This is a genomic window from Aeromicrobium sp. 636, from assembly GCF_024433585.1.
Lineage (GTDB): Bacteria > Actinomycetota > Actinomycetes > Propionibacteriales > Nocardioidaceae > Aeromicrobium > Aeromicrobium senzhongii.
On sequence record NZ_WNJU01000001.1, the window covers coordinates 140,101 to 163,811 of the forward strand.

General features: G+C 71.9%; 17 protein-coding genes. 15 read left to right on the forward strand and 2 right to left on the reverse strand.

Features of this window, described 5'->3' with window-relative positions:
• The first annotated feature begins 104 nt into the window (after window positions 1-104).
• The 6 genes from GL325_RS00720 (at window position 105) to GL325_RS00745 (ending at window position 11,965) form a co-directional block, all read left to right on the forward strand.
• The gene (locus GL325_RS00720) at window positions 105-4,190 is read left to right on the forward strand and encodes an alpha-(1->3)-arabinofuranosyltransferase family protein (protein ID WP_187768302.1); all 4,086 of its coding nucleotides are present in this window, start codon (window positions 105-107) and stop codon (window positions 4,188-4,190) included.
• A complete protein-coding gene (locus GL325_RS00725; RefSeq protein ID WP_154594797.1) occupies window positions 4,183-4,998 on the forward strand; it encodes a glycosyltransferase in 816 nt (271 codons plus the stop codon). Before GL325_RS00720 ends, GL325_RS00725 begins: the two co-directional genes overlap by 8 nt.
• 10 nt (window positions 4,999-5,008) lie before the next feature.
• Window positions 5,009-6,118, forward strand: a complete 1,110-nt coding sequence (locus tag GL325_RS15850; RefSeq protein WP_223110941.1) for a glycosyltransferase — start codon at window positions 5,009-5,011, stop codon at window positions 6,116-6,118.
• On the forward strand, window positions 6,115-7,833 hold the full coding sequence (locus tag GL325_RS00735) for a hypothetical protein (RefSeq protein WP_154594798.1): 1,719 nt from the start codon (window positions 6,115-6,117) through the stop codon (window positions 7,831-7,833). The genes GL325_RS15850 and GL325_RS00735 overlap by 4 nt, the downstream gene beginning before the upstream one ends.
• A gap of 99 nt (window positions 7,834-7,932) precedes the next feature.
• Window positions 7,933-8,079 carry a hypothetical protein gene (locus tag GL325_RS00740; protein WP_154594799.1) on the forward strand — a complete coding sequence of 49 codons (147 nt, stop codon included), beginning with the start codon at window positions 7,933-7,935 and terminating at the stop codon, window positions 8,077-8,079.
• A 91-nt stretch (window positions 8,080-8,170) separates the two neighbouring features.
• Window positions 8,171-11,965: an alpha-(1->3)-arabinofuranosyltransferase family protein gene (locus tag GL325_RS00745; protein WP_187768303.1), complete on the forward strand. Its 3,795-nt coding sequence runs from the start codon at window positions 8,171-8,173 to the stop codon at window positions 11,963-11,965.
• On the opposite strand, the gene GL325_RS00750 is transcribed toward GL325_RS00745, so the two are convergent.
• Entirely contained in the window at window positions 11,865-13,055 is a 1,191-nt protein-coding gene (locus GL325_RS00750; RefSeq protein ID WP_187768304.1) for an acyltransferase, read from the reverse strand. The two genes, GL325_RS00745 and GL325_RS00750, sit on opposite strands and share 101 nt — an antisense overlap.
• Window positions 13,056-13,142: 87 nt before the next feature.
• On the opposite strand from GL325_RS00750, the gene GL325_RS00755 reads away from it, so the two are divergent.
• From GL325_RS00755 to GL325_RS00770, 4 genes are all read left to right on the forward strand, one after another.
• Complete coding sequence (locus tag GL325_RS00755) at window positions 13,143-14,225, forward strand: GHMP kinase (RefSeq protein WP_154594802.1); 1,083 nt, start codon at window positions 13,143-13,145, stop codon at window positions 14,223-14,225.
• A complete protein-coding gene (locus GL325_RS00760; RefSeq protein ID WP_187768305.1) occupies window positions 14,207-14,860 on the forward strand; it encodes an SIS domain-containing protein in 654 nt (217 codons plus the stop codon). The genes GL325_RS00755 and GL325_RS00760 overlap by 19 nt, the downstream gene beginning before the upstream one ends.
• Window positions 14,861-14,862: 2 nt before the next feature.
• Entirely contained in the window at window positions 14,863-15,432 is a 570-nt protein-coding gene (locus GL325_RS00765) for an HAD-IIIA family hydrolase (protein ID WP_187768306.1), read from the forward strand.
• 94 nt (window positions 15,433-15,526) lie between these two features.
• A complete protein-coding gene (locus tag GL325_RS00770; protein WP_154594804.1) occupies window positions 15,527-16,498 on the forward strand; it encodes a DUF3068 domain-containing protein in 972 nt (323 codons plus the stop codon).
• A gap of 75 nt (window positions 16,499-16,573) precedes the next feature.
• Here the strand turns inward: GL325_RS00770 and GL325_RS00775 are convergent, their stop codons facing one another.
• A complete protein-coding gene (locus GL325_RS00775; protein WP_154594805.1) occupies window positions 16,574-17,677 on the reverse strand; it encodes a glycosyltransferase family 4 protein in 1,104 nt (367 codons plus the stop codon).
• Between the two features lie 207 nt (window positions 17,678-17,884).
• Here GL325_RS00775 and GL325_RS00780 point away from each other — a divergent pair, with 207 nt between their 5' ends.
• The 5 genes from GL325_RS00780 to GL325_RS00800 all read left to right on the forward strand — a co-directional run bounded on the left by GL325_RS00780 (window position 17,885) and on the right by GL325_RS00800 (window position 23,667).
• Complete coding sequence (locus tag GL325_RS00780) at window positions 17,885-18,577, forward strand: class I SAM-dependent methyltransferase (RefSeq protein ID WP_222865750.1); 693 nt, start codon at window positions 17,885-17,887, stop codon at window positions 18,575-18,577.
• Window positions 18,574-19,320 (forward strand): bifunctional 2-polyprenyl-6-hydroxyphenol methylase/3-demethylubiquinol 3-O-methyltransferase UbiG, encoded by a 747-nt coding sequence (locus GL325_RS00785; protein ID WP_187411396.1) that lies wholly within the window; start codon window positions 18,574-18,576, stop codon window positions 19,318-19,320. The genes GL325_RS00780 and GL325_RS00785 overlap by 4 nt, the downstream gene beginning before the upstream one ends.
• Before the next feature lie 61 nt (window positions 19,321-19,381).
• Window positions 19,382-20,314, forward strand: a complete 933-nt coding sequence (locus GL325_RS00790) for an NAD-dependent epimerase/dehydratase family protein (RefSeq protein ID WP_187768307.1) — start codon at window positions 19,382-19,384, stop codon at window positions 20,312-20,314.
• 9 nt (window positions 20,315-20,323) lie between these two features.
• Window positions 20,324-21,574, forward strand: a complete 1,251-nt coding sequence (locus tag GL325_RS00795) for a M18 family aminopeptidase (RefSeq protein ID WP_187768308.1) — start codon at window positions 20,324-20,326, stop codon at window positions 21,572-21,574.
• Window positions 21,575-21,642: 68 nt separating this feature from the next.
• Window positions 21,643-23,667 carry a CotH kinase family protein gene (locus GL325_RS00800; RefSeq protein ID WP_187768309.1) on the forward strand — a complete coding sequence of 675 codons (2,025 nt, stop codon included), beginning with the start codon at window positions 21,643-21,645 and terminating at the stop codon, window positions 23,665-23,667.
• Window positions 23,668-23,711: the final 44 nt, after the last annotated feature.

The following is a 23,711-nucleotide window of genomic DNA, read 5'->3' on the forward strand; positions in this document are numbered from 1 at the left end:
GGGTATCGGCTTGGTGACTCTCGGGTAACCGAACGTGTGACCGACGCTATATTGGACGGCGCTGTGCCCACGGCCACCCGGCCGAACCCCCGAGGGAGTCCCCTGTGCGTCTGTTCACCCACTACCGCGTCGTGGTGGGCTTGGCGATCCTCGCTCTCGCCCTGGTCATCGGGTTGAACGGGTGGGGCACCTTCTACACCGACATCAAGCCCGAGGTGTACGTCCGGCCCTGGGAGATGCTCGCCCAGTACATGTCGTCGTGGACGGCCTCGCCCTACCTCGGGTCGCCGAACTTCAACGTCGGTCTGGCGCCCGTTCTTCTGGTGCTCTCGGCGCTGCGGGGGATCGGCCTGTCGCCGGAGATCACGTTCAAGGTCTTCCACCTCGTCCTGTGGCTGATCGCCGCCTGGGGCGCCGCGCGTCTGACCCGCGTGGTCGCCCCGCGCGTCGGCCGCTGGGGCGGCCTGCTGGCCGCGGTCCTGTTCCTGGCCAACCCGTACACGATCAGCGCCGGTGCGACCCTGGCGATCGCCCTGCCGATGGCCCTGCTGCCGTGGCAGCTGCTGTGCCTGATCCACGCGCTGCGCCGCCCTCGCAGCTGGGCGTGGCCCGCCCTGTTCGGCCTGACCTTCTTCGCGATGAGTGGCATGAACGTCGCGGTCGTCCCGTTGCTGCAGCTGCTGGCCGTCATCCCGGTCGTCCTGGCCATCCGCGCGAGCGACGGTCTGCGCTGGCTCGACGCGGTCAAGGTCCTGGCGATGTCGGCGCTGTTCGTCGTCGTGCTCTCGCTGTACTGGCTCGTCCCGGCCTTCGCCGCCCTGACCACCGGCTCGCAGATCGTCGAGGGCTCCGAGACACTGACCGGCATCGCCAAGGTCTCGTCGCTCACCGAGGTGTTGCGCGGCCTGGGCTTGTGGCCCCTCTACGGCTCCAGCTCGGCCGGACCGTGGGTGCCCGAGCACGCCGTGTACGTCGTCAGTCCGCTGATCGTCGTCCTGACGGCCCTGTGGCCGGCGCTGGGGCTGACGGCGCTGGCGTGGGCGCGCACGCGGGCCCGCGTGTTCATCACGACGGCCGTGTTCGGTGCCGCCATCGTGATGGTCGGTGTGTTCCCGACCGAGAAGGGCCCGGCGTCACCCTTCGGCCGACTGCTGGCCGAGGTGCTCCAGGTGCCCGCCCTGTCGGCGTTCCGCACGACGAACAAGATCGGCGCCGTGCTGGTCGTGGCGATGACCATCGCGTTGGTCGTGACCCTGATGCATCTCCTGCCCCGGGTCTGGCGCTGGGCACCCGCCCGGGCCGTCGTCGTCGTGGTGGTCGCCAGTGTCTTCGCGGCGTGGTCGCTGCCGGCGCTCTCCGGTCGCCTCTACATCTCGCCCATCGACATCCCCGACTACTGGAGCCAGGCCGCGACTGCTGTCGACGAGAGCACCCAGCCGGGTTCCGTGCTCGTGCTCCCGGGCCAGGTCCGGCCGTTCTACCGGTGGACCGAGGAACGACCCGACGACGTCATCAACGCCCTGTTCGACCGGCGGGCCGTGCTGCCCGAGACCACCCCCAACGCCTCGCCGGCGGGCGTGAACTTCCTCGCCGCGCTGGACGGCTCGGTGCAGTCGGGCACGGCGCCGGGCGCGGTGGTCTCGACCATGGCGCGCTACCTGGGCGCCGGTCAGGTGCTGCTGCGCAACGACGTCGTGTGGGAGAACACCGGTGGAGCCCGCCCGGCGGAGATGAACCAGCGGATCTCGACCGACCCGGGACTGTTCGGCCGTCAGAACTTCGGCGTGCCCGGCCAGAACACGTTGTCCCCGGCGATGGAGGACCCCTTCTTCCACGGCGAGCACCTGCTGCCGCCGGTCCAGGTGTACGACGTCGGCAACGCCCGCGAGCCGCTGCGGGCCGTACCCCTGGACGGACAGGTCGTCGTGGCCGGCGACGGCTTCGCCTTCCCGGCGCTGACCGATGCCGGTCTGCTCGACACGTCCCCGCTCGTGCGGTACGCCCAGAACCTCTCGACGGACGAGTTCACCCGGACCCTGGACACCGCCGGACGTCTGGTGCTGACCGACACGAACGCTCGCCGCAGTGTCATCTCCAACCGGCTGACCGTCGGGCAGGGACCGCTGCTGCGCGAGGACCAGGATCCCGGTGCCACCCGTACGCTCGGCACCGACCCGACGGACCAGACCGTGCGGGTCGACTCGGTCGTGAAGGTCTCGACCTCGCGGTCGGGCGGCACGTTCTTCGACCTGCCGTTCGGCACGGGCGACTTCGCCGTCGACGGCGACCTGACCACCGGCTGGCGCTTCGGTGACTTCGGCACCGCCGTGGGCCAGCGTCTCGTCGCCACCTTCGACGAGCCGGTCGAGCTCGACGAGGTGCCGATCGCCCAGCTGCCCATCGGTGACGTCGAGATCGACGAGGTGACGGTGTCGGCCGGCGGACGCAGCGACACGATCACCCTTCCCGAGTCCGGGTTGGCGACGGCGCGACTCGGGGGAGTGCGGGCCGACAAGGTGACCGTCTCGATCGACTCCACGCGCGGCGAGGGCTACAACTTCGTCGGGATCGCCGAGATCGGCCTGGGACGCCAAGCGCATGTCGCCGCCCGCACCCCGCTGACCTTCTCGAAGGTGTACGAGGAGCTGGACGAGGCCAACCGCGAGCGCTTCTCGCGCACGCCCCTGGACGTCCTGCTGACGCGGGTCCAGAACACGACGTCCACCAGCGACGACTCCGAGCGGGCCCTGAACCGGATCGTCACCCTCCCGGACCGACGCACCTTCGAGACCAGCGCGAACGTGCGCGTCGCCGGCCCGGTCGAGGTCATGTACGACCGGGTCGAGGGACGCGGCACGGACGTCGAGTCCGAGTCCAGCGGCTTCTACTTCGACAACCCCGCCAACCGCGCCTCGCGCGCCGCCGACGGGGACGAGGACACCGGGTGGGTGCCCGGAGGCACGACGCGCGGCGCCTGGTGGGAGATCCGCGGCGACGAGCGCGAGATCGACCAGGTGCGGATCGTCCAGCGGGCCGCCGACATCGAGGAGGGCCAGTCGCGCCACCGCGCGACGCGCGTGACGATCAGCGTCGACGGTGAGGACGTCGGCGAGTCCGAGATCGGACTGGGCGAGACGACCATCGACCTCGACGAGCCGGTCCGCGGCTCCGCGGTCCGCGTCACGATCGACGGGATCACCGGGGATCCGACGGGTGTTCCCTCGACCTTCGCCGAGATCGACACCGGCATCGCCATGGACGAGGCGGACGACGACGTCCACTGCCTGCCGGTCGCTCTCGCGGACGGGACCGGGCTGGAGATGCGTCCGGCCACGGGCCTGCTGGCGCGCGCCGACCAGCAGGGCACGCGGTGGGTCGGCTGCGAGCGCACCCGGCTGGGCTCGGGCGAGCACACGATCGACGCCAATCCGGCGTTCATCTTGGACTCCCTGCGCCTGACCGACACCCGGGCGTCGCTCGAACGCTTCGGATCGCCGATCATCTCGGAGGTCACCCGCGACGGGGACACCCGTATGACCCTCGACGTCGAGGTGGCCGACGGCCCTTACGCCGTCGTCACGGGCCAGAGCCACAACCCCGACTGGCGGGCGACGGCCGACGGCGAGGACCTCGGTGCGCCCGTGACGCTCGACGGGTTCTCCTCCGGATGGATCATCGAGGACGGCGCCGCCGCCACGATCGACATCCGTTACGCCCCGCAGCGCTGGTCCAACGTCGCCCTGGGCGCCAGCGGCCTCGGGCTGCTCGCCGCGCTCGCCCTGGTGATCGGCGCCCTGGTGCGCCGACGGTTGTTCGCGCTGCCCGAGGGACCAGCCGGTCCCACCGGCCTGCGTCCGGCCTGGGCCCGAGGACCGGTGTTGGCGGTCGTGGGCGTGGCCGGAGCCGGGCTGCTGCTCGGCTGGGGCGGTCTGGCCGGTGCCGTCGCGGTGGCCCTCCTGATGTGGCTGCGTCCCGTGGACCCGCGTCGCCTCGTGTACTCGGGTGCTGCGCTCACCTTCGTCTCCGTCCTGGCGCTGCTGGTCGTCCAGTGGCGACGCGGCGCCTTCGGCGAGCTGTCCGCCGACATCATCTCGGCCAGCCTGGTGCCCCACCATGTCGCGGCCGCCGGGCTCGTGGTGGCTGTCGCCGGGAGCCTGATCCTGCTCGCCCGGAGGAACGACGATGACTGAGCCGCTGGTGTCGGTGATCGTGCCGACCCGCAACAACCGCCGCACGATCGAGGCGTGCTTGCGCTCGGTCAAGGCCCAGGACCACCCGCACGTCGAGTTGATCGTGGTCGACAACCACAGCACCGACGGCACCGACGAGATCGCCCGCGCTCTCGCTGACGTGGTGATCACCGGTGGTCCCGAGCGCAGCGCCCAGCGCAATCGCGGCATCCGCGCCGCCGAGGGCGTGTGGATCCTGTGGCTCGACAGCGACATGTACCTGCCGCCCGACGCCGTCAGCGCCGCGGTGCGCACGGCGGCGACGACCGGTGCCACGGGTGTCGCTCTGCCCGAACGCACGATCGGGCAGGGGTTCTGGACGGCGTGCCGTGCCCTCGAGCGCGAGTGCTACCTCGACGCGCCGTGGCTGCACAACCCGCGGCTGCTGCGCCGGTCCGACATGGTGGCCGACGGCTTCCACGAGTCGATGTCCGGGCCCGAGGACGCCGACCTGCGCTTCCGGATCCGCCAGGCCGGCGGCACGGTCGAGCTGGCGCCCGTCATCGTCGACCACGACGAGGGCCGGCTGACCCTGCGCGACATCTGGCAGAAGCGCTATTACTACGGCCTGAGCCTGCCCACCCTCGTCGAGCAGCACGACGGCGCGATGGCCGACCAGGGCGCGGGGGTGCTGCGGGCGTACGCCCGGAACTGGCGCCGGCTGCTCGGGCGGCCCGGGCACGCGCTCGGCATGGCCGGCATGCGCGCGATGGAGGCCGCGGGCTATCTGTGGGGGGCTCGGGCGGGGCGCCGTCAGGTGCAGGTGTGAGGATCGTGGAGTGACGCGAGAACTGCTGTGGGTGTCCCTGCCCGACCAGCGGCCGCGCCGCGAGCTCTTCTACATGTCGCTCATGGGCGACACGCAGGTCACGGCGCTCGCCCGCGACGAGCCGGTCGGCGATCTGACCTGGGTGCCCAGCACCTACCGACGCCCGATCAAGCGCTTCATCGAGGCCGGCGCGCTGGCCTGGGTCAACGAGCTGCGCGACCAGGACCCGGCCGAGTTCGACTGGGTGGCCTCGCTCGAGCTGTGCTCGCTCGTGACGGGTCAGGCGTCCCGGTGGCGGCGCCGCGCCACCGGCCGTCGGCCGCTGCAGGCCGTCGTCACGTGGGAGAACCTCGCGCGTCAGCCCATCTACAAGGTGCCGCCGTACCGCCAGGCGCTGGAGTCGTGTCGTGACGCCGAGCTGCTGCTCTGCATGGTCGACGCGGCGCGCGACCACCTGCTCGAGAACCGCTTCGACGACGCGGTCATCCGGGTCGTCAAGCCGGGGGTCGACACGGTGATCTTCACGCCCGCGCCGGCGCCCGTCGAGCGGCCCGTCGTCGCCTTCGTCAGCCCGCTGGCCGAGAACAAGGGCATCGACCGGCTCCTCGAGGCGATGACGCTGGTGCGCCGGCAGGTCCCCGAGGCCGAGCTGGTCGTCGCGGGGCGTGGCCCGCTCGAGCCGCTCGTGCGCGCGGCGGCCGACGACCCGACGAGCGGCGTGACGCTGGTCGGAGGGCTCGATGCCGCCGGCGTTGCCGACCTGCTGCGGGGTGCCGCGGTGTTCACGACCGCGCCGCGCCCCACCTGGAAGTGGGAGGAGCAGTTCGGGCTCGCCTACGTCGAGGCGCAGGCGTGCGGGCTGCCCGTCGTCACGACGCGCTGCGGCAGCAACCACGAGGCCCTGGCGCCGGGCAACGACCTGCTCGACGTCGAGGGAGCCGACCAGGTCGAGGCGCTCGCGGCGCACCTCGTCGCATGGCTGACCGACCCGCAGCGTCGGGCCCGGCAGGGAGCCGTGAACCGCGCCTGGGTCACCGAGCACCACGACCTGCGGACGCAGTGCCTGCGGATGGGCGACGCGTTCACCGAGATGGAACGGCTGCACGGGGTGCGCCGGTGAGGCGGTTCGCGACGCCGACCGCTGTCGGTGGACTCGTCGGCCTGCTGGCCGGCGTCGTGATCCTGGGTCCGGCGCTGCTGCCGGGGCTCCAGCTGAACTACGACCTCGTGTTCGTCCCCGACCTCGGGTTCGGCGAGCGCACGCTCGGTGTCGACGGCGCGGTGCCGCGCGCGGTGCCCAACGACCTCGTGGTCGCCGCCCTGTCGACGGTTCTCCCGGGCTGGCTGGTGCAGAAGATCCTGCTGCTCACGGTGTTCGTCGCCGCGGGTGCCGGGGCCGGCGCGCTGCTGCCCGGGCGCGGGGCCGCCGTGGCCGGCGCCCTCGTCGCGTGCTGGAACCCGTGGGTGGCCGAACGGCTGGCGATCGGGCACTGGGGCTATCTGCTCGGGTACGCGGCCCTGTTCTGGGTGATCCGCACCGCGGGTCGCGCCCGTCGCGGCGAGGGTGGGGCCGGGGCCCTGGGCATCGTGATGGCGCTGGCCGGCCTGTCGGGCTCGACGGGCGCGGTGCTGGCCGTGGTCACCGCGACGGCGGTGCTGCTGGCCGGTTCGGCGTGGCCGCGCGCCTGGCGTGTCTGGGGTTGGGCGATGCTCGTGTCCGTGCTGGTGGCGGCGTCGTGGTGGTTCCCGTACCTGCGCTCCGAGGCCTCGTCCGCGGCCGACTCCGCCGGCGTCGACGCCTTCGCCGCCCGGGCCGACACGCCGTGGGGGATGGTCGGCTCGGTGCTGACCGGCGGTGGCATCTGGAACCAGGCCAGTTGGTTCGCCGAGCGGCAGAACCTCGTGTTGTCCGGGGTGGCGCTGGTCGGTGTGCTGGCTGCTGTCGTCGCCGCGTGGTCCGATGCCCGGGTGCGCTCGCGTCCCGAGTACCTGGGAGCCGCGGTCGCCGGCGTCCTCGGTCTCGTCGGCGCGATCCTCGCCGGGTTGCCCGGGGGCCGCGAGCTCGTGTCGTTCCTCGTGCTCCAGGTACCCGGTGGGGGCCTGGTGCGCGACGGGCAGAAGTTCGCGGCGCTGTGGATGGTCGCGGTCTCCCTCGCGGTCGGGCTGTCCGTGGCGCGGCTGGGTGCCGCTGTCGCGCGCCGCCACGCGGGCCGCCTGTTCACCGGAGCCGTGGCCGTGGCCTGCGGGCTGGTGACCGTCGTGACGCTTCCGGGGTTGGCCTTCGGCGCGAACGGCCGGTGGGGCTCGGTCGACTATCCGGTCGACTTCACCTTCGTGGCCGAGCGTCTCGAGGAGGCCGAGCCCGGTGCCGTCGCCGTGCTGCCGTGGACGCAGTACCGGCGCTACGACTGGAACGACGACCGCGTCGTGCTGGATCCCTGGCAACGCCTGCTCAGTCGCGACGTGCGCGTGAACGACGCGTTGCCGCTCAAGGACACGTGGGTGGCCGGCGAGGATCCTCGGGCCGCCGAGGTCACCCGGGCGCTGGGCGCGCCGGACGGCGACGTGCTCGCGGCGCTGCGAGCCGCCGGGGTCCGCCACGTCCTGATCCAGACCGACCAGCCCGGCCCGACCCTCAACGAGCTGCAGCTGGCGGGTGCGGAGCTGCGCGTGCGCACCGAGAACCTGCAGTGGTGGGATCTGGGCGACGAAGGACTGGCCGACGTGCCGAGCGCCGCACCGGCGGACCACGCCGGGCTCGTGCTCGCGGGGGTCGGGCTGGTCCTGGCTGTCGGGGGCGCGCTGGCGGGTGCCGTGCGCCGTCGCCGCGCCTAGCAGACACCGTATTGGCAACCGAGATGAGTGCGGGACAGGGCACTGAAGCCCTGCTAGGCTGCTGAGCAGTATCGCCACGACTACGGAAAATTGGGGCACATGAGCGAGAGCTTGGTTATGATCATCGGCGGAACCATCGCGGGCAGCGTCCTCGGCGTTCTCGCGGTCACCGGTCTCGTCGCGAGCCAGACCGCCGTCAAGCAGGATCAGACGCACTCCTCCGTCATCGCGTACGACGAGTCCTGATCGAACCGGGGTGAGACACCCCACCACCGACGAACCCGGCGCGACGCCAGACGTCGCCCAGCGGGTCAGAATCGCCGCCAGCACTTTGCTGGTGGCGATTCTTCCGTGGGTCGTCGCGCCCGGGCGGATCCAGCCCGACACCAAGCTCGATCTCACGGTCGCCCCGTGGGACTACCTCTCCCGCGCCCTGTACGCGTGGAACTCGCACGCCGGCCTCGGTGAGCTGCAGAATCAGGCCTACGGCTATCTCTTCCCCCTCGGCCCCGTCATGGGCCTGTCCGAGGCGGCCGGGCTCCCTGACTGGGCCGCACAGCGGATCTGGTGGAGCCTGCTGCTGGTCGTGGGGTTCCTCGGCACGCATCTGGTCGCCCGCCGCATCGTCGGGCTCAGCACCGATCTGGCGCTGGTCGCGGCGGCGCTCTACACGCTGGCCCCGCGGGTCGTCACGGTCCTTCCCGAGATCTCGATCGAGGCCTGGCCCGGTGCCGTGGCCCCGTGGCTCGTCCTCGTGGCGTGGACGATGGTCCGACCGGGGACGACCACCCGCCAGCTCGTGCGCGCCTCGGCCTGGACCGGACTGCTCACGTTCGCCCTCGGCGGCGTCAACGCCACGGCGTCGGCCGTCGTCCTGGCGATGCCCCTCCTGGTGATCCTCACCGCGCCGCGGGCCGCGCGGCGCGGCCGGGCCCTGCTGGCGTGGGGGACCGGCGTGGTGGTGGGCGCGGCCTGGTGGCTCGTGCCCCTGCTGGTGCTGGGCCGGTACGGCTATCCCTTCTTGGGCTTCATCGAGACCGCCCGGATCACCACGGCCGTCACGTCGGTCCCGAACATCCTGCGCGGGGCCGACCACTGGATCGCCTACATCCTGGATGCCGAGTCGCACCCCGTCTGGCAGTCCGGCTGGGTCCAGGCGCAGGGTCTGGTGGCGATCGTCAGCGGCATGGTCGTGGCGGGTGCCGGCGTGGCCGGGCTCCTGCTGCTCGGCCGCGATCGTGAGCGCAGCCATGCCGTGCGCTTCCTCGTGGGCTCCGCCCTCGTCGGCGTCGTGGCGATGGCGATCGGTCATGCCGGTGCGCTGGGTTCGCCGTTCGCCGGGCCCGTGCGCGACTTCCTCGACGGGGTCGGCGCCGCCCTGCGCAACGTCCACAAGGCCGACCCGCTGGTGCGCCTGCCGCTGGCTCTCGGTGTCGGCGTGCTGGTGGCACGCGGTCTCGGACGGTCGCGTCGCCTCCCGCGGGCGGTCACCGTGGCCGTGGTGGTCGCCGCGATCGTCTCGCCGACGGCCCTGTGGTCGGGGCGCGGTGGGGACGCCAACTCCTACGCCGAGATCCCGGCCGCCTGGTCGCAGGCCGCCGAGGAGATCGACGCGCTCGCCGAGCAGGACGGCGGATCCACCCTCGTCCTCCCGGCGGCACGCACGGCCGAGTTCACCTGGGGCAAGACGTCGGACGAGCCGCTCGTGGCCCTGGCGGACTCGCCGATCATCGTCCGCGCCTCGGCGCCGCTGGGACATCCCGGAGCGACCCGGCTGTTGGACCGGATCGACGAAGCGGTGTCCTCGGGCACCGCCCAGCCGGGTCTGGCCCAGGTGCTGGCCCGCATGGGTGTCACGCGCGTCGTCGTCCGGCACGGCGTCCTGCCGCTCGTCCAGGCGGTATCGGCCGACCGGGTCGAGCAGACGCTCGCCGCCTCGCCCGGCTTCACGCAGCAGGGTCGCTTCGGCGACCTGTCCGTCTGGACGGTCGACGGCGCGTCCGGCGACCTCGTCGAGGCGGTCCACGCCGACGCCGGGGTGCGCGTCGCCGGTGGTCCTGAGGCCCTCGTCGACCTCACCGCCCAAGGCCTGCCACCGGGCACGTGGACCACGATCGAGCCGGGTGCCATGGACCCCGACGTCGTCACCGACTCCGTGCGGTGGCGTCAGTTCAACAGCGGCCGGCCGGCACAGCTGGCCCACGGCCCGACCCTCACGGCCGAGGACGACGCGCCGACCGTCATCGGGGCGCGCGACCTGCCACCGGCGGGCGACCCCGCCACGCAGCCGGTCCGGGAGTGGGTCGGCCTGCGGGACGTCCACGCCAGCAGCAGTGGGGCGGACCCGTTCGCGTCATCGTGGTCGGGCACCCGATCCGGTCCTGCCGCTGCGCTCGACGGCGACTCCGGCACCGCTTGGCTCACCGATGAGGAGACGGCCGGGCGTCTCACCCTGACGCTCCCGGGCCCGACCCGGCTGGGCACGGTCACGGTGCGGGCCGCGGAGACCACCCCGGCCGTCGACGCCGTCACGCTGGTCGCCCACCGGCCGGACGGCACGTCGCGCCGCGTTCGCGTCACGCTCGACGGGGGGAGTGGCTCAGCGGATCTGGGCACCGAGCGGTTCGACCGGCTCGACGTGGTCCTGCCGACGTCGCCGCGACCGGTCGTCCGCGGTATCGCCGAGGTCAGCAGCGACGCGCACGCGTGGGGTTCGCGCATCGCCGTGCCGGGCACGGTGGACCTGGCTGACACCAGCGTGGTGCTCAGCCCGTTGGACGAGGACGCGGCCGCTCCACGGTGGGCGATCCGATCCACCGGCGCCGCTTCGGTCCCGGTCTCGGTGACCGCCCGCGCGCGGCGAGGGTCCGCGCTGGAGACCCTGCTGGACGCGCCCACCGTGTTCACCTCGGACGACCGCATGGGGGACGATCCCGCTCACCGCCCCGGAGCCGCGTTCGACGGCGACCCCGCGACCTCCTGGCGCGTGCCGGCCGACCGTGACGCCGCCGAGGTGGAGGTCCAGTTGCCGGAAGGGACGTCGTTCGGACGCCTCGAGTCGACCGGCACCGGACTCGCGGCGATCCGGGCGTCAGCCGGCGGCCGCGTGTCGACGCTCCCGGCCACCGGAGGGTCGATCGAGCGCTCGGGGGACCGGATCACCCTCACCTTCGTCCGTGCGCCGGGCGAGGGGGACTGGGCGGTTCCGGAGGTGGACTTCTCGGCGATCGAGCCGGCGGAGTCCCTCGAGGTACCCTGCTCACCGATCTCGGTGGGGGACTCCGTCCTGAGATTCGGCGGCACCGTCGATCGCGCGGACGTCGCCGCCGGCGCTCCACTGGAGCTGTCGCCGTGCGGCCCGTCCCGGGCCCGGGTCGACGCCGGTGTCGTGGATGTGCGCGCCGACCTGCCGGCCCCGTTCGAGGTCGAGCGCATCGTCCTGGGCACGTTCGGCCCGACGCCCGCGTCGGGCCGAACCGTCGAGTCGCGCGAGACGTCGCCCGGCCGCATCGTCGCCGAGGTCGGCCCGGGGGAGGACGCCGTCCTCCTGACCACCCAGGGCGCCAACGACGGATGGAGGGCGACAGCCGATGGTCGCGAGCTCGACCCCGTCGTCGTCGACGGCTGGCGTCAGGGATTCCGGCTGCCCGCCGCGGTCTCGGGCGAGGTCGTCATCGACTTCGCGCCCACGAACGCGCACCGCTGGGGACTCGCCATCGGCCCGGTCGCGCTCCTGCTGCTGCTCGCCGTCCTACTCGTCACGCGCCGCTCGCGGCTGCCGTGGGACCGGTGGCCCGCGCCCGACTCAGTGCCGGACCGCCGGATCGGCTGGGCGGTGTCCGGAGTCGTCGGGCTCCTGTGCGGCGGGCCCGCGGGACTCGGTGCAGCCGTGGTGGCGTGGTGCGTGCCGCGCCGCTTCGTCGTCCCGGCCGCGATCGTGGCGATGACCGTGGGCGGAGCGGCGATGGCCGCCCTGGGTGTCGTCGAGCGCACCTCGGCCGGGGCGATCCTGGGTCAGGCGGCGGGGCTGTTCACGCTCGCGCTGGTGTGTCGCGCGCCGTTCGAGCGCGCACTGCCGTCAGGATCGGACGCTCGACCAGCCACCACGACGCCGACGCCAGCGCCACGCTGAACCCGACGGTGGCATAGAGCACCCACCAGAAGTCCGCGGCGAAGATCGTGGCGCCGGTGAGGGCGAACAGCACCTGCAGCACCAGCACGTGCCACAGGAAGACGCCGTAGGAGATGTCGCCGAGCCACCGGGTGACGCCCGCGCGCGCGATCGCGCCGGCGGGCGTGTCCGCGGCCGGCTCCTGGACGGCCGCCGCCAGCAGGAACAGGGCGAACAGGGCGTACAGCCCCTCCTTCGCGACGGCCTGGGCGACCGTGGGCGCGGCCAGGTCTCGCGGGCCGGCCACGGGGGAGGAGGCCACGACGAACGTCACGACCGCCAGCAGGACGAGCGTCGGCCGTGAGGACCAGACGGCCACGAGGGCGGGCCGGGTGACCAGCGGACCGACGCCACGGCGACGGGCCTCGGTCAACAGGGCGACGACCACGCCGACGCCGAACCAGGCGAGGTGGCCCAGGACGCTCGTGGCCAGGATCCCGGCGCCACCGTCGGAGCCGGCGCGGGTCCATGCGGTGGCGGCCGCCTGGACGACCAACCCGAGCAGGCCGATGGCGATCGTCGCGGTGAGCAGCGACCGGATTCCCCGCGCGCCACCCCGGCGCGACAGGACGCGCGCCAGGACCGCGCCCAGGACCGGGACCAGCACGTAGAAGGTGACCTCGGTCGTCAGGCTCCAGGTCTGGGTGAACGACTGGTAGTACTCGCCGGTGTAGCCCTGCAGCAGCAGGACGTGGGCCAGCACCCGCTCGCCACCGCCGAGACCGCCCGCCGAGGGGATCAGTGCCGCCGCAGCGAGCACGCCGACGAGGGCGAGCCAGTAGGCGGGCAGGATGCGTGCGGCCCGGTGGGCGGCGTACACACCGATCGAGCCGCCGGGGGTCTGCGCGCCGTCGAGACCTCGGCCGATCGCGGGCCGGACCAGCAGGAACGCCGAGATCGCGAAGAACACCGCGACCCCGGCGTCGCCGCGCGCCACGAGTCCTCCGACGAGGTCGATCTGGGAGGCGCCGCTCCAGAACCCGACGTGCGAGACCAGCACGAGTCCGGCCGCGACGGCACGCAGTCCGTCCACGAGGCGCAGGTGACCCATGAAGCCTCCGGGTTCAGTGAGAATCGGGTAGGTTGTCGTCGCATTGCGCCCGTTCGGGCGCCGCATCACGTCTGGAGGCTAGTACGGATGACACAGCAGTCCCATCTGGTGTCACCCGAACCGGTCACGGCCGACGTCCGCCGGCCCGTGTTGAGGGCCCGCGCGCCGTTGCGCATCTCGTTCGCCGGAGGCGGCACGGACGTCGCGCCGTTCCCCGAGCGCGAGGGCGGCGCCGTCCTGTCGGCCACCATCTCGGCCTACTCCTACTGCACCCTGCGCCCGCGCTCGGACGGCCAGGTCACGATCAAGTCCCTCGACTACGGCTACTCGGTCGGCTTCAACGTCGAGGACGACCTCGAGCTCGACGGACAGCTCGACCTGCCGAAGGCCACGATCGCGCGGCTGCGGCAGTACCCCGGCGCCCAGGCGGCCACGGGCTTCGACCTGTTCATCCACACCAACGCCCCGCCCGGTTCCGGCCTCGGTTCGTCGAGCGCGGTCATGGTGGCCGTCATCGGGGTCGTGGCCCAGCACCTGGGACTGGACCTCACCGAGTACGAGGTCGCCGAGCTGGCGTACCGGCTCGAGCGCGAGGACCTGCAGATCCCCGGTGGCGCCCAGGACCAGTACGCCGCGTCGTTCGGCGGCTTCAACTACATCGAGTTCGCCGACCAGGTCGTCGTCAACCCGCTGCGCATCCGCGATGCGACGATCCACGAGCTCGAGCACAACATGCTGCTGGCCTACACGGGCAACACCCGGGTCAGCGACCACATCATCGACGACCAGGTCTCGCGGTACGAGCGCGGTGAGGAAACGGCACTCGAGGGCCTACGGGCCCAGAAGGAGCTCGCCGCCGAGATGAAACTGGCGCTCGTCCGCGGCGAGGTCGACACGCTCGGGCGCCTGCTGGGCCAGGCCTGGGACGAGAAGCGCAAGATGTCGGACCGCATCGCGACGCCGCTCATCGACGAGGCCATCACCAAGGCCCTGTCGCTGGGCGCGCTCGGCGGCAAGGTCACCGGCGCCGGTGGTGGCGGCCACCTGGTCTTCATCTGCGAGTTCGAGCGTCGTCACGTCGTGGCCGAGGAGCTGACCCGGATGGGGTTGGGTGTCTCGGAGTTCACGTTCTCGAGGGAAGGGCTGGTCACGTGGAGGGGACAGAGTTGACGTTCGAGCACCCGGTGCACGCCGTGTCCGATGACGCGATCGAGCAGGTCGTCGCCCAACGCCAGACGCTCGGCATCGAGGCGTGGGCGTCGCTGGTCCGTGCGCTCGAGGAGCCGGCGCTCGTCGCGGCCGTCGACGCGGCCGGTCGTGCGGTCGTCGACACCCTGCGCGCGGGCGGCACCATCCTGGTCGCCGGCAACGGCGGCAGTGCCGCGATCGCCAGCCACATCGCCGCCGAGTTCGTCGGCAAGTGCATCCTCGACCGCTCGCCGCTGCCGGCGGTCTGCCTCGCGGACTCGCTGACCTCGATCACCGCCGTGGGCAACGACTACGGGTTCGACGACGTGTTCGTCCGGGGCGTCCAGTCGCTCGGGCGTCCCGGCGACCTGCTGATCGCGATGTCCACCAGCGGCCGCAGCGAGAGCATCCTGCGCGCACTCGACGCCGCGCGCGAGCGCGGCCTCGGCACCGTCGCGCTCACCGGTGCGGCCGGTGGCGACCTGCCGGGCCGGGCGGACCACGTGCTGCACGTGCCGTCGGACTTCACGCCGCGGATCCAGGAGGTCCACATGCTGTGGGCCCACGCGTGGTGCGAGGCGGTCGACGTCCTGTCGCAGCCCACCGGCTCCGCCTGACGATGTGGACCGACGAGGCGCTGCTGGGACTCGACGACACGCCGATCCCGCCTCCCTCGGGCCCCGTCCCGTGGGACCTCGTCCTGCTCGACCGGGACGGGACGCTCAACGTCCATCGCCCCGGGTACATCGCGTCCGCGGCCGAGCTGCGGTTGCGGCCCGGTGTGGCCCGCGCGGTGGCGGACCTGACGGGTGCCGGGATCCGGACGGTCCTGGTGACGAACCAGCGAGGTCTGGCCACCGGCCGGCTCACGCGCGAGCAGCTGGTGCAGGTGCACCGAGCGCTCGTGTCGCGGCTGGGCCGCGCCGGTGGGCGGCTGGACGGCATCGAGGTCTGCCCGCACGAGACCGGCACGTGCGACTGTCGCAAGCCGCTGCCCGGGATGCTGCTGCACGCGATGGCGCGGGCGCCGTGGGCCCGCCCTGAACGGGTCGTGATGGTCGGCGACCAGCCCAGCGACGAGGCGGCGGCGCGGGCCGCCGGAGTCGCCTGGTTGGACGTCGGCCGGACCGGTCTGGAGCCCTCGCGGATCGCCGACGTACTCATCGGTAGGGTTTCGCACCTGACATGATCCGTGGTGCTACGCTCTCGCGAGAGGTAACTCACAAATACGATGGCAAGACCCTAGTTCGGAGGCACTTGTGCGGAAGTTCTCTCGTGGCGCCGTGGCGTTCCTGACGCTCGGAGCGTTCCTGCTCACCCTGGGCGTCGCGATGAAGGTATACGCGTACGACCGCCTGGCTGTGGTCCCCAAGGACCAGAACACCCAGCAGATCCTCAGTGACGACAACGCGAACTTCTTCGACGCCGACAACGTGGCGCCGGGTTCGGGTCCGATCACCACCATCGCGACCGTCATCGGCGATCCCGACCTGGCCAAGGAGGCCGCCGACGAGAACGACGGCGGCGACATCGCCGTGTTCACCAAGGGTCAGAGCACCGACAACAACGACCAGGCCCCGCCGGTCGACTTCCTCGAGCAGACCTTCGCGATCGACCGGTACACCGGTGCGGCCGTGCCGTGGTCCGGCGCCTCGCAGAACGGCGAGCCGATCGAGTTCGAGGGTCAGCTGATCAAGTTCCCGTTCAACACCCAGAAGAAGAGCTACGACTACTGGGACGCGACGGTCAAGGCTCCGATGAAGATGGAGTTCGAGGGCACCGAAGAGGTCGAGGGCACCGACGGCTCGATCAACACCTACCGCTTCAGCGGCTCGATCGACGAGACCGAGTTCGGCATCCGCGAGGTTCCCCGTGGCGTGTTCGGCCTGGCCGACACCGGCTCGGTCGAGGCCACCCGCACCTACGCGAACGACCGCACCATCTGGGTCGAGCCCGAGACCGGCGTCATGGTCAAGATCGAAGAGGCCCAGAAGCAGTGGCTGAAGCTCGATGAGCCCGGCGCCGACGACGTCGTCGCGATGGACACGGTCAGCGCGTCCTCGCCCGAGACGATCCAGGCCAACATCGACGAGTACGGCTCCAAGTCCACGACCCTCAAGGCCGTGCGCACCTGGCTCCCGTTCGCCATCGGCGGCCTGGGGATCCTGTCGCTGCTGGCCGGTGCCGCTCTGGCCATCCGGTTCAAGAGTCGTCACGGCGCCGACGCCGACGACGACGCCTACGCGAACGCCTGACGGGCCACCGCACCGAGAACAAGAGCCGCCGTCCCCTTCGGGGGCGGCGGCTCTCTCGTGTCCGGTGCGACCGGGTCAGGGGCGGGCGACCTGCTCGACCAGGTCGGTCAGCTCGTTGCCGGTGCGCTGCCAGTCGAAGCGGAGCGCGAACTCGCGCGCGGCGGCTCCGAGCTTGGCCCGCTCGTCCGTCTTGAGCAGCAGGTGGCGGAGCCCGTCGATGAACTCCTCGTCGGTGTCCACCAGAAGCCCGGTGTGACCGTCCTGCACCGACTCCTGCGTGCCGCCGGCGTAACGGAACGCCACGGTCGGCACGGCGTGGTAGCCGGCCTCGAGGATGGTCAGGCCCCATCCCTCCTTGATCGAGGGCATGGCCAGGACGGCGGCCCGGCTCAGCAGCGCGTGCTTCTGCTCGTCGGAGACGTGGCCGTGGAACACCACCCGGTCGCTGACGCCGCGCGCGCGAGCGTGCTCGACGAGGGGGTCCATCCAGTCGCCTCCGCCGATGACGTCGAGGCCGATGTCCTCGAACGTGTCGCGCAGGGCCGCGACGGCGTCGATCGCCAGCTCGACCCGCTTGTGGGGGACCAGGCGGCCCAGGCATGCGAGCCGTGTGCCGCGGACCGGATCGGGCTCGCCGTCGAGCACGTGCTGCGGCGCCTCGTTGCCGCTGTAGACGACCGAGACCCTCGTGGGGTCGACGCCGACGGCAGCGAGCTCGCGTCGCGAGGCCTCGGAGACGGTGACGTAGCGCTGGCGGCGGTACACGAACGGCGCGACCCGCGACTCGAGGAACCAACCGATCGAGGAGATGGGCCGGGGGAAGAAGGTGAACCACTGCTCGCGGTGCACGTGGTGGACGACGGCCAGCACGGGCCGGGGGAAGATCAGGGGAGTCCAGAACGGCACGCCGTTCTGGACGTCGAGGACGATGTCGTAGTCCCGGCGGCGTCGCCACACGTGCCACAGGCCCCGCGGGTAGACGGTGAAGCGCCCTCCGGCGCGGGCGATCGCGAATCCGTGCCGCCGCGCGTGGGCGGCTCCACCCGGGAACGAGGAGGCGAACAGGACCACGTCGTGGCCCCGCTGGGCCATGGTCGCGGCCGTCCGCTCGGCGAACACCTCCGCGCCGCCGGCCTCGGGATGCTCCAGGTCACGCCAACTGAGGATGGCGATGCGCAATCCGCTGATAGCGTTCTCTCCTGTCCGTCCGAGGGGGTCCCGATGTCCTGTGAGGTGTGTTCCACACCGACGACGTCCGTGACCTTGCGGGACGGGCGTTCGGTGCTCGGGACCTGTCCGAAATGCTCTCACATCGAGCGGGATCCCAAGGCGGCTCCGGCACATCATCGCGACGTCGCCTACGGCGGCGATCCGGGGCTCGACCGTGTGCGGCTGGCCCTGACCACCCGCACGCTCGGCCGTGCGGCGCCGTTGGCGCCCGGATCGCGGGTGTTCGAGATCGGTTTCGGCGCCGGAGCCATGCTGCGCGGCTTCCTCGACCGCGGCCATCGCGTCGCCGGCTGCGACCCCGACCAGCTCCACGTCGAGGTCGACCCGCAGGTGCTCGCGCGGGCCGAGCTGCACGCCTGCGGCATCGAGGAGGTCCCGGCGTCCACCGAGCCCGCCGACCTGGTCTACGGGGTCCACGTCGTCGAGCACGTCCAGGACGTCCACGCCCTGTCGGCCGCCGCGCACCGGTTGCTCCGACCCGGCGGCCGGGTCCTGTTCCTCACGCCGGCGGCCGACAGCTCGTCGCTGCGGTCGTTCTCGGACGCCTGGTGGCTGCTGGAGGACCCCACCCACGTGCGGTTCTTCTCGGCAGAGTCCATCACGCGGCTGTTGCGCGATGCCGGCTTCGTCGACGTGCGCGTCACGCGTTCGCTCACCGACAACCTGACGATGGAGGGGGCCAGCCTCGTCCGCCGGCTGCGCCCGCAGGATCGCCCCGCCGGCGTGCTGGCCTCGCGCCGGGTCCGCTGGCTGGCGATGGCGCTGGCGCCGGCCGCCGCGCTGCTGCGACTGCTCCGTCCGCGCTGGCGGCCCACGCTCGTCGTGACCGCGACCAGGGGCGCGTCGTGAACCCTGACGGACTCGCGCGCTCGGTCCGGCTGTTCCGTTCCTTCCTGGTCGAGCAGACCGACCCCGACCACTTCTACGGCACGCTCGCGCGCGACTCGGCCGACCTGGTCGAGCAGCAGATGCCGCTCGACGGCAAGCTCGTGATCGACGTCGGCGCCGGCCCGGTGCAGTTCGCGCAGGAGTTCCGCGGCCGGGGCGCCCGGTACGTCGCGGTCGACCTCGACCCGGAGGTCTCCGCGCTGGCCGACGGTGGTGTCGCCGCCGATGCCGCGCTGCTGCCCTTCGCGACCGGCTCGGCCGACCTGGTGTTCTCGTCCAACCTGCTCGAGCACGTCCGCGATCCCGAGGTCGTCGCCGCCGAGTTGGTCCGGGTCGCCCGACCCGGGGGACTGGTCTTCTTGTCGTACACGAACTGGTGGTCGCCCTGGGGCGGTCACGAGACGTCGCCGTGGCACTGGCTGGGTGGCCGGCGGGCCATCGAGCGGTACACCCGTCGCGAGGGCCACCCGCCCAAGAACCGCGTCGGCGAGACCCTGTTCAAGATCTCGGTCGCGTGGGGGATGCGGTGGTCCGGCCGCCGCGACGACGTGCGCGTCCTCGCCGCCCGCCCGCGCTACCTGCCGCGCTGGGCCGCTCCGCTCGTGCGGGTGCCCGTCGTGCGCGAGGTGCTCTCGTGGAACCTGCTGCTGCTGCTGCGCCGCGAAGACGCCAAGTCCTCCCGATCGGCACGAACACCGAGGTAGGGTGTGACGTGAGTCCTACTCGCCAGTAGACATTGGCGGACTCAGACGAAGGGATGCACTGATGCGCGCGTTGGTGGCCGGCGGCGCCGGTTTCGTCGGATCGCACCTGGTGGAGCGGCTCGTCGCGATGGGACACGACGTGGTCGTGGTCGACGACTTCAGCACGGGACGGCGCGAGAACCTCGCCGCCGTGGCGCACGAGGTCACGATCCTCGAGGTGAACATCACCGACGCCTCCGCGATGGAAGGGATCGAAGGTCCCTTCGACCAGGTCTTCAACCTCGCCTCTCCTGCCTCCCCGGTCGACTACCACCGGTTGCCGATCCACACCCTGATGACGGGCTCGACGGGCGTCAAGCACACCCTCGACCTGGCCCACGCCCACGGCGCGCGCTACCTGCTGGCCTCCACCTCGGAGGTCTACGGCGACCCGCAGGTGCACCCGCAGCCCGAGACCTACCTGGGGCACGTCAACCCGGTCGGTCCGCGGTCGGTCTACGACGAGGCCAAGCGCTTCGGTGAGGCGATGACCGCGGCGTACCGCCGCGAGTTCGGCGTCGACACCAAGATCGTGCGCATCTTCAACACCTTCGGCCCGCGGATGCGGGTCGAGGACGGCCGCGCCATCCCGAACTTCGTGCACCAGGCCCTGATGGGACGCGAGATCACGGTCGCCGGCGACGGCCACCAGACCCGCTCCATCTGTTACGTCGACGATCTCGTGTCCGGACTCGTCGCGATGATGGAGTCCGGCGCCAGCGGCCCGGTCAACCTCGGCAACCCCGAAGAGATCTCGATGCTCGACCTGGCCACGTGGATCCGCGACCTGGCCGAGTCCGACTCGCAGATCGTCCACGTACCGCGCCCGATCGACGACCCCCAGATCCGCCGTCCCGACATCACCCTCGCCGCCGAGCTGCTCGGCTGGTCCCCGTCGACCACCGCCGAGATCGGTCTGAAGGCCACCATCGAGGACTTCCGCAATCGTCGTTAGGGTGACGCCATGGACGCTGCGGACCGCCTGATCTCCTTCGTCGACGCGTCACCGACGCCCTTCCATGCCTGCGCGACGGCAGCCGAACGGCTGCGGTCGGCGGGCTTCAGCGAGGTGGACCCGCGGGACCCCTGGCCGACCGAGGCCGGGCGTCACTTCATCGTCACCGGGGGCACGCTCGTCGCCTGGTCGGTCGGCCCCGACGCGCCGGCCGCGGCGGGGTTCCGCATCGTCGGGGCCCACACCGACAGTCCGAACCTGCGGCTGAAGCAGCATCACGACGGTTGGCGCAGCGAGCAGGCGACGGTCGCGCTGGAGCCGTACGGCGGCCCGTTGCTGGAGTCGTGGCTCGACCTCGACCTGGGGATCGCGGGCCGGGTCGTCCTGCGCGACGGCACCACCCGCCTGGTCCGGATCGACGAGCCGTTGCTGCGCGTGCCGCGCCTGGCCATCCACCTGGACCGCGACGGCTCGAAGGTCGACCGGCAGCGGCACCTCGACGCCATCAGCGGGTTGACGCCGCAGCCCTTCCTCGAGGTAGTGGGGGAGCGCGCGGGATTCGCCGCGTCGGACGTCACCGGGTTCGACCTCATGACCTTCGACCTGCGGCCCGCCGCGCGCACCGGGGTCGCCGGCGAGCTCGTCGCGGCGCCGCGGCTCGACAACCAGGCGACCTGCTCCGCGGCGGTCGCCGCCTTGCTCGGCGCGGTCGAGGCGGCCGATCCGGCGGCCCGGCAGGTCATGGTGCTGTTCGACCACGAGGAGGTCGGCAGCACGTCCGAGCGTGGGGCGGACTCCCCGCTGCTCTCGTCCGTGCTCGAGCGGATCGTGCTGGCGGCCGGCGGCTCGCGCGACGACGTCTTCCGGGCGGTTGCGGCCTCGGTCTGCGTCTCGGGCGACATGGCCCACGCGACGCACCCGAACCAGCCGGACAAGCACGAGCCCCTGCACCGCATCGCCCTGGGCGGCGGTCCGGTGCTCAAGGTCAACCAGAACCTGCGCTACGCCACCGACGGCGTGGGTGCCGGACTGTTCGCCGCGGCGTGCGAGGCCGCCGGCGTGCCGCTGCAACGCTACGTCCACCGGGCCGACCTTCCGTGCGGTTCCACAATCGGCCCCATCAGTGCCGCTCGGACCGGTATTTTGACCGTGGATGTGGGTGCCCCGCAGTTGGCGATGCACTCCGCTCGCGAGGTGATGGCCGCCGCTGACGTCGACGCGTACGGCCTAGCCCTGGGGGCTTTCTTGACCTCGACCTGAACGGATTCTGAGACATGGCAGGGTCCTTCCGCGCTCTCGCGTGTGGCGCGAGTTCATTTGTGGTGCTGATGGGACTGCTGTCTGCCTCACCCGCGCAAGCCCGGGTGTCGGCCACCGTGACGGTCTCGCGCTCGTCGGTGCTGCCCGGGGAGTCGTTCGTCGTGACCGTCCGGACCGGGACGAAGATCAAGCGTCCCGTGGTGTTGCAATACCGCACTGGAAAGACGTGGCGCCGGATCAAGGTCACCACGACTGCTCAGGGGCGCGTGCGCGTCAGGTCGGCCACGACCTCGGCTCGGACGTACTTTCGGGCCCGGGTGCCCGCCACGAAGGTCCGCGGCAAGAAGTACCGCGCGCTGGCCACGAAGCGGATCGTCGTGAGGGCCGTGAAGCCTTCCGTCACGGCGACGGTGCGGATCGACGCGTTCGGCCGTGTCCGGGTCTCCGGCACCACCACGCCCCGACGTCAGGGACGCAAGATGAGCCTGCAGCGACGCGACGGGACCACGTGGCGCACGGTGATCGCCGGCCGGGCGGGCAACGCCGCCGGCCGCGTCGACTTCGGTGACGTCGGATCCCACGCAGGTCTCGCCGGTAGGTCCTTCCGTGTGAAGGCGGGGAAGTGGAAGGGGGCCGCAGCCGTGCTCGGCCCGGCCGCGGTCATTCCGGCCCGCCCCCGACCCGAGTCGCCGACGCCCCCCGAGGCGCCACCGACGACCGAGCCGACGTCCGAGCCGACGTCTGAGCCGACGTCTGAGCCGACGTCTGAGCCGACGTCTGAGCCGACGTCCGAGCCGACGACCGAGCCGGACCCTTCGGGCCGCATCGCTGCGGTCGACTTCCAGGTGGACGACGTCCCCGCCGGTCGCGATCCCTGCACGCAGCTCATCGAGTCGAAGACCGACTACGTCGCGGGCACGCTGTCGGTCGAGACGGCGGACGGCACGCACACCACGGTGCGCGCGCGGCTGCGGGTCCGGGGCAACTCGACGTCCACGGTCGCGGCCAAGAGACCGTACAAGGTCAAACTGGACGAGAAGGTCGCGCTGCTCGGAGCGCGCGCCAACCAGAGCAAGGACTGGGTCCTGCTGGCCAATCACTTCGACCGGTCGCTGCTGCGCAACGATGTCGCGATGCACAACGCCCGCTTGCTCGATGTTCCGTGGGCGCCGCGCCTGGACTCGACGACCCTCAGCATCAACGACGCCTTCTGCGGCGTCTACCAGGTCGGTGAGGGCATCGAGGCCGAGCAGGGCCGCGCTGAGCTGGGAGAGGGCGACACGCTGCTCGAGGTCGACACCAACGACGACGAGGATCCGCAGTTCCGCACCGACCGAGGGCTGCGCGTCTTCCTGAAGGACGGCGACCTGAGCGATCCAGCCGGCGTGCGCGACGACGTGCAACGGTTCGAGGACCTGCTCTACGCCGAGGACTTCCCGAGTAACGGGTACCGCGAACGGATCGACGTGGACTCGTTCGTGACGATGTACCTGTTGAACGAGTTCTCCAAGAACAACGACAGTGCGTTCCGCAACAGCGTCTACCTGGTCCGCCGGGCCGACGGGACGCTCGCGATGGGCCCGCCGTGGGACTACGACTCGTCCTACGGGCGGTTCCGGTGGTACCTGTTCGGCATCGAGCGCGCCACCGGGTGGTACCTGCAGCGCAACTTCCGAGACCAGATCATGGCTGACGATCCGGCGTGGCTCTCGTCGTGGCCCACGCAGCTGTGGAACGAGCCCGAGGGCCATTACTACATCCGCCTGATGAGCGATCCGTGGTTCGCGGAGCGGGTGCGGCAGCGGTGGAGCGAGGTCGTGGACGATCTGCGCACCCTGCCCGGCTATGTCGATGCGCGCGCCGATGAGCTGGCCCCGGCGGCCACCGCCAACTTCAGTCCCGTCGCGGACGGCGGTGCCGGGCACACCGTGTGGCCGGCGCCATGGGAGAACGCGAGCTCCTGGGACGTCTTCCACACGCAGCCGGGCGGGGACCCGGCCGAGGCCTGGCGCACGGAGGTGGGCGCACTACGATCGTGGATCGTCGCGCGGACCGCGTGGATGGACGAACAGCTCGCGACGCCCGGCGACTGAGCGGCCGGTTTTACCGCGTCGGCTATGTGCCCTAGACTGAGAGA

What these genes read in the sequence shown, in the direction of transcription:
- GL325_RS00800 (WP_187768309.1), top strand. Translation starts at nt 21,643, where the DNA reads ATGGGACTGCTGTCTGCCTCACCCGCGCAAGCCCGGGTGTCGGCCACC.
- GL325_RS00755 (WP_154594802.1), top strand. Translation starts at nt 13,143, where the DNA reads ATGACACAGCAGTCCCATCTGGTGTCACCCGAACCGGTCACGGCCGAC.
- GL325_RS00725 (WP_154594797.1), top strand. Translation starts at nt 4,183, where the DNA reads ATGACTGAGCCGCTGGTGTCGGTGATCGTGCCGACCCGCAACAACCGC.
- GL325_RS00750 (WP_187768304.1), bottom strand. Translation starts at nt 13,055, where the DNA reads ATGGGTCACCTGCGCCTCGTGGACGGACTGCGTGCCGTCGCGGCCGGA.
- GL325_RS00765 (WP_187768306.1), top strand. Translation starts at nt 14,863, where the DNA reads ATGTGGACCGACGAGGCGCTGCTGGGACTCGACGACACGCCGATCCCG.
- GL325_RS00790 (WP_187768307.1), top strand. Translation starts at nt 19,382, where the DNA reads ATGCGCGCGTTGGTGGCCGGCGGCGCCGGTTTCGTCGGATCGCACCTG.
- GL325_RS00740 (WP_154594799.1), top strand. Translation starts at nt 7,933, where the DNA reads ATGAGCGAGAGCTTGGTTATGATCATCGGCGGAACCATCGCGGGCAGC.
- GL325_RS00795 (WP_187768308.1), top strand. Translation starts at nt 20,324, where the DNA reads ATGGACGCTGCGGACCGCCTGATCTCCTTCGTCGACGCGTCACCGACG.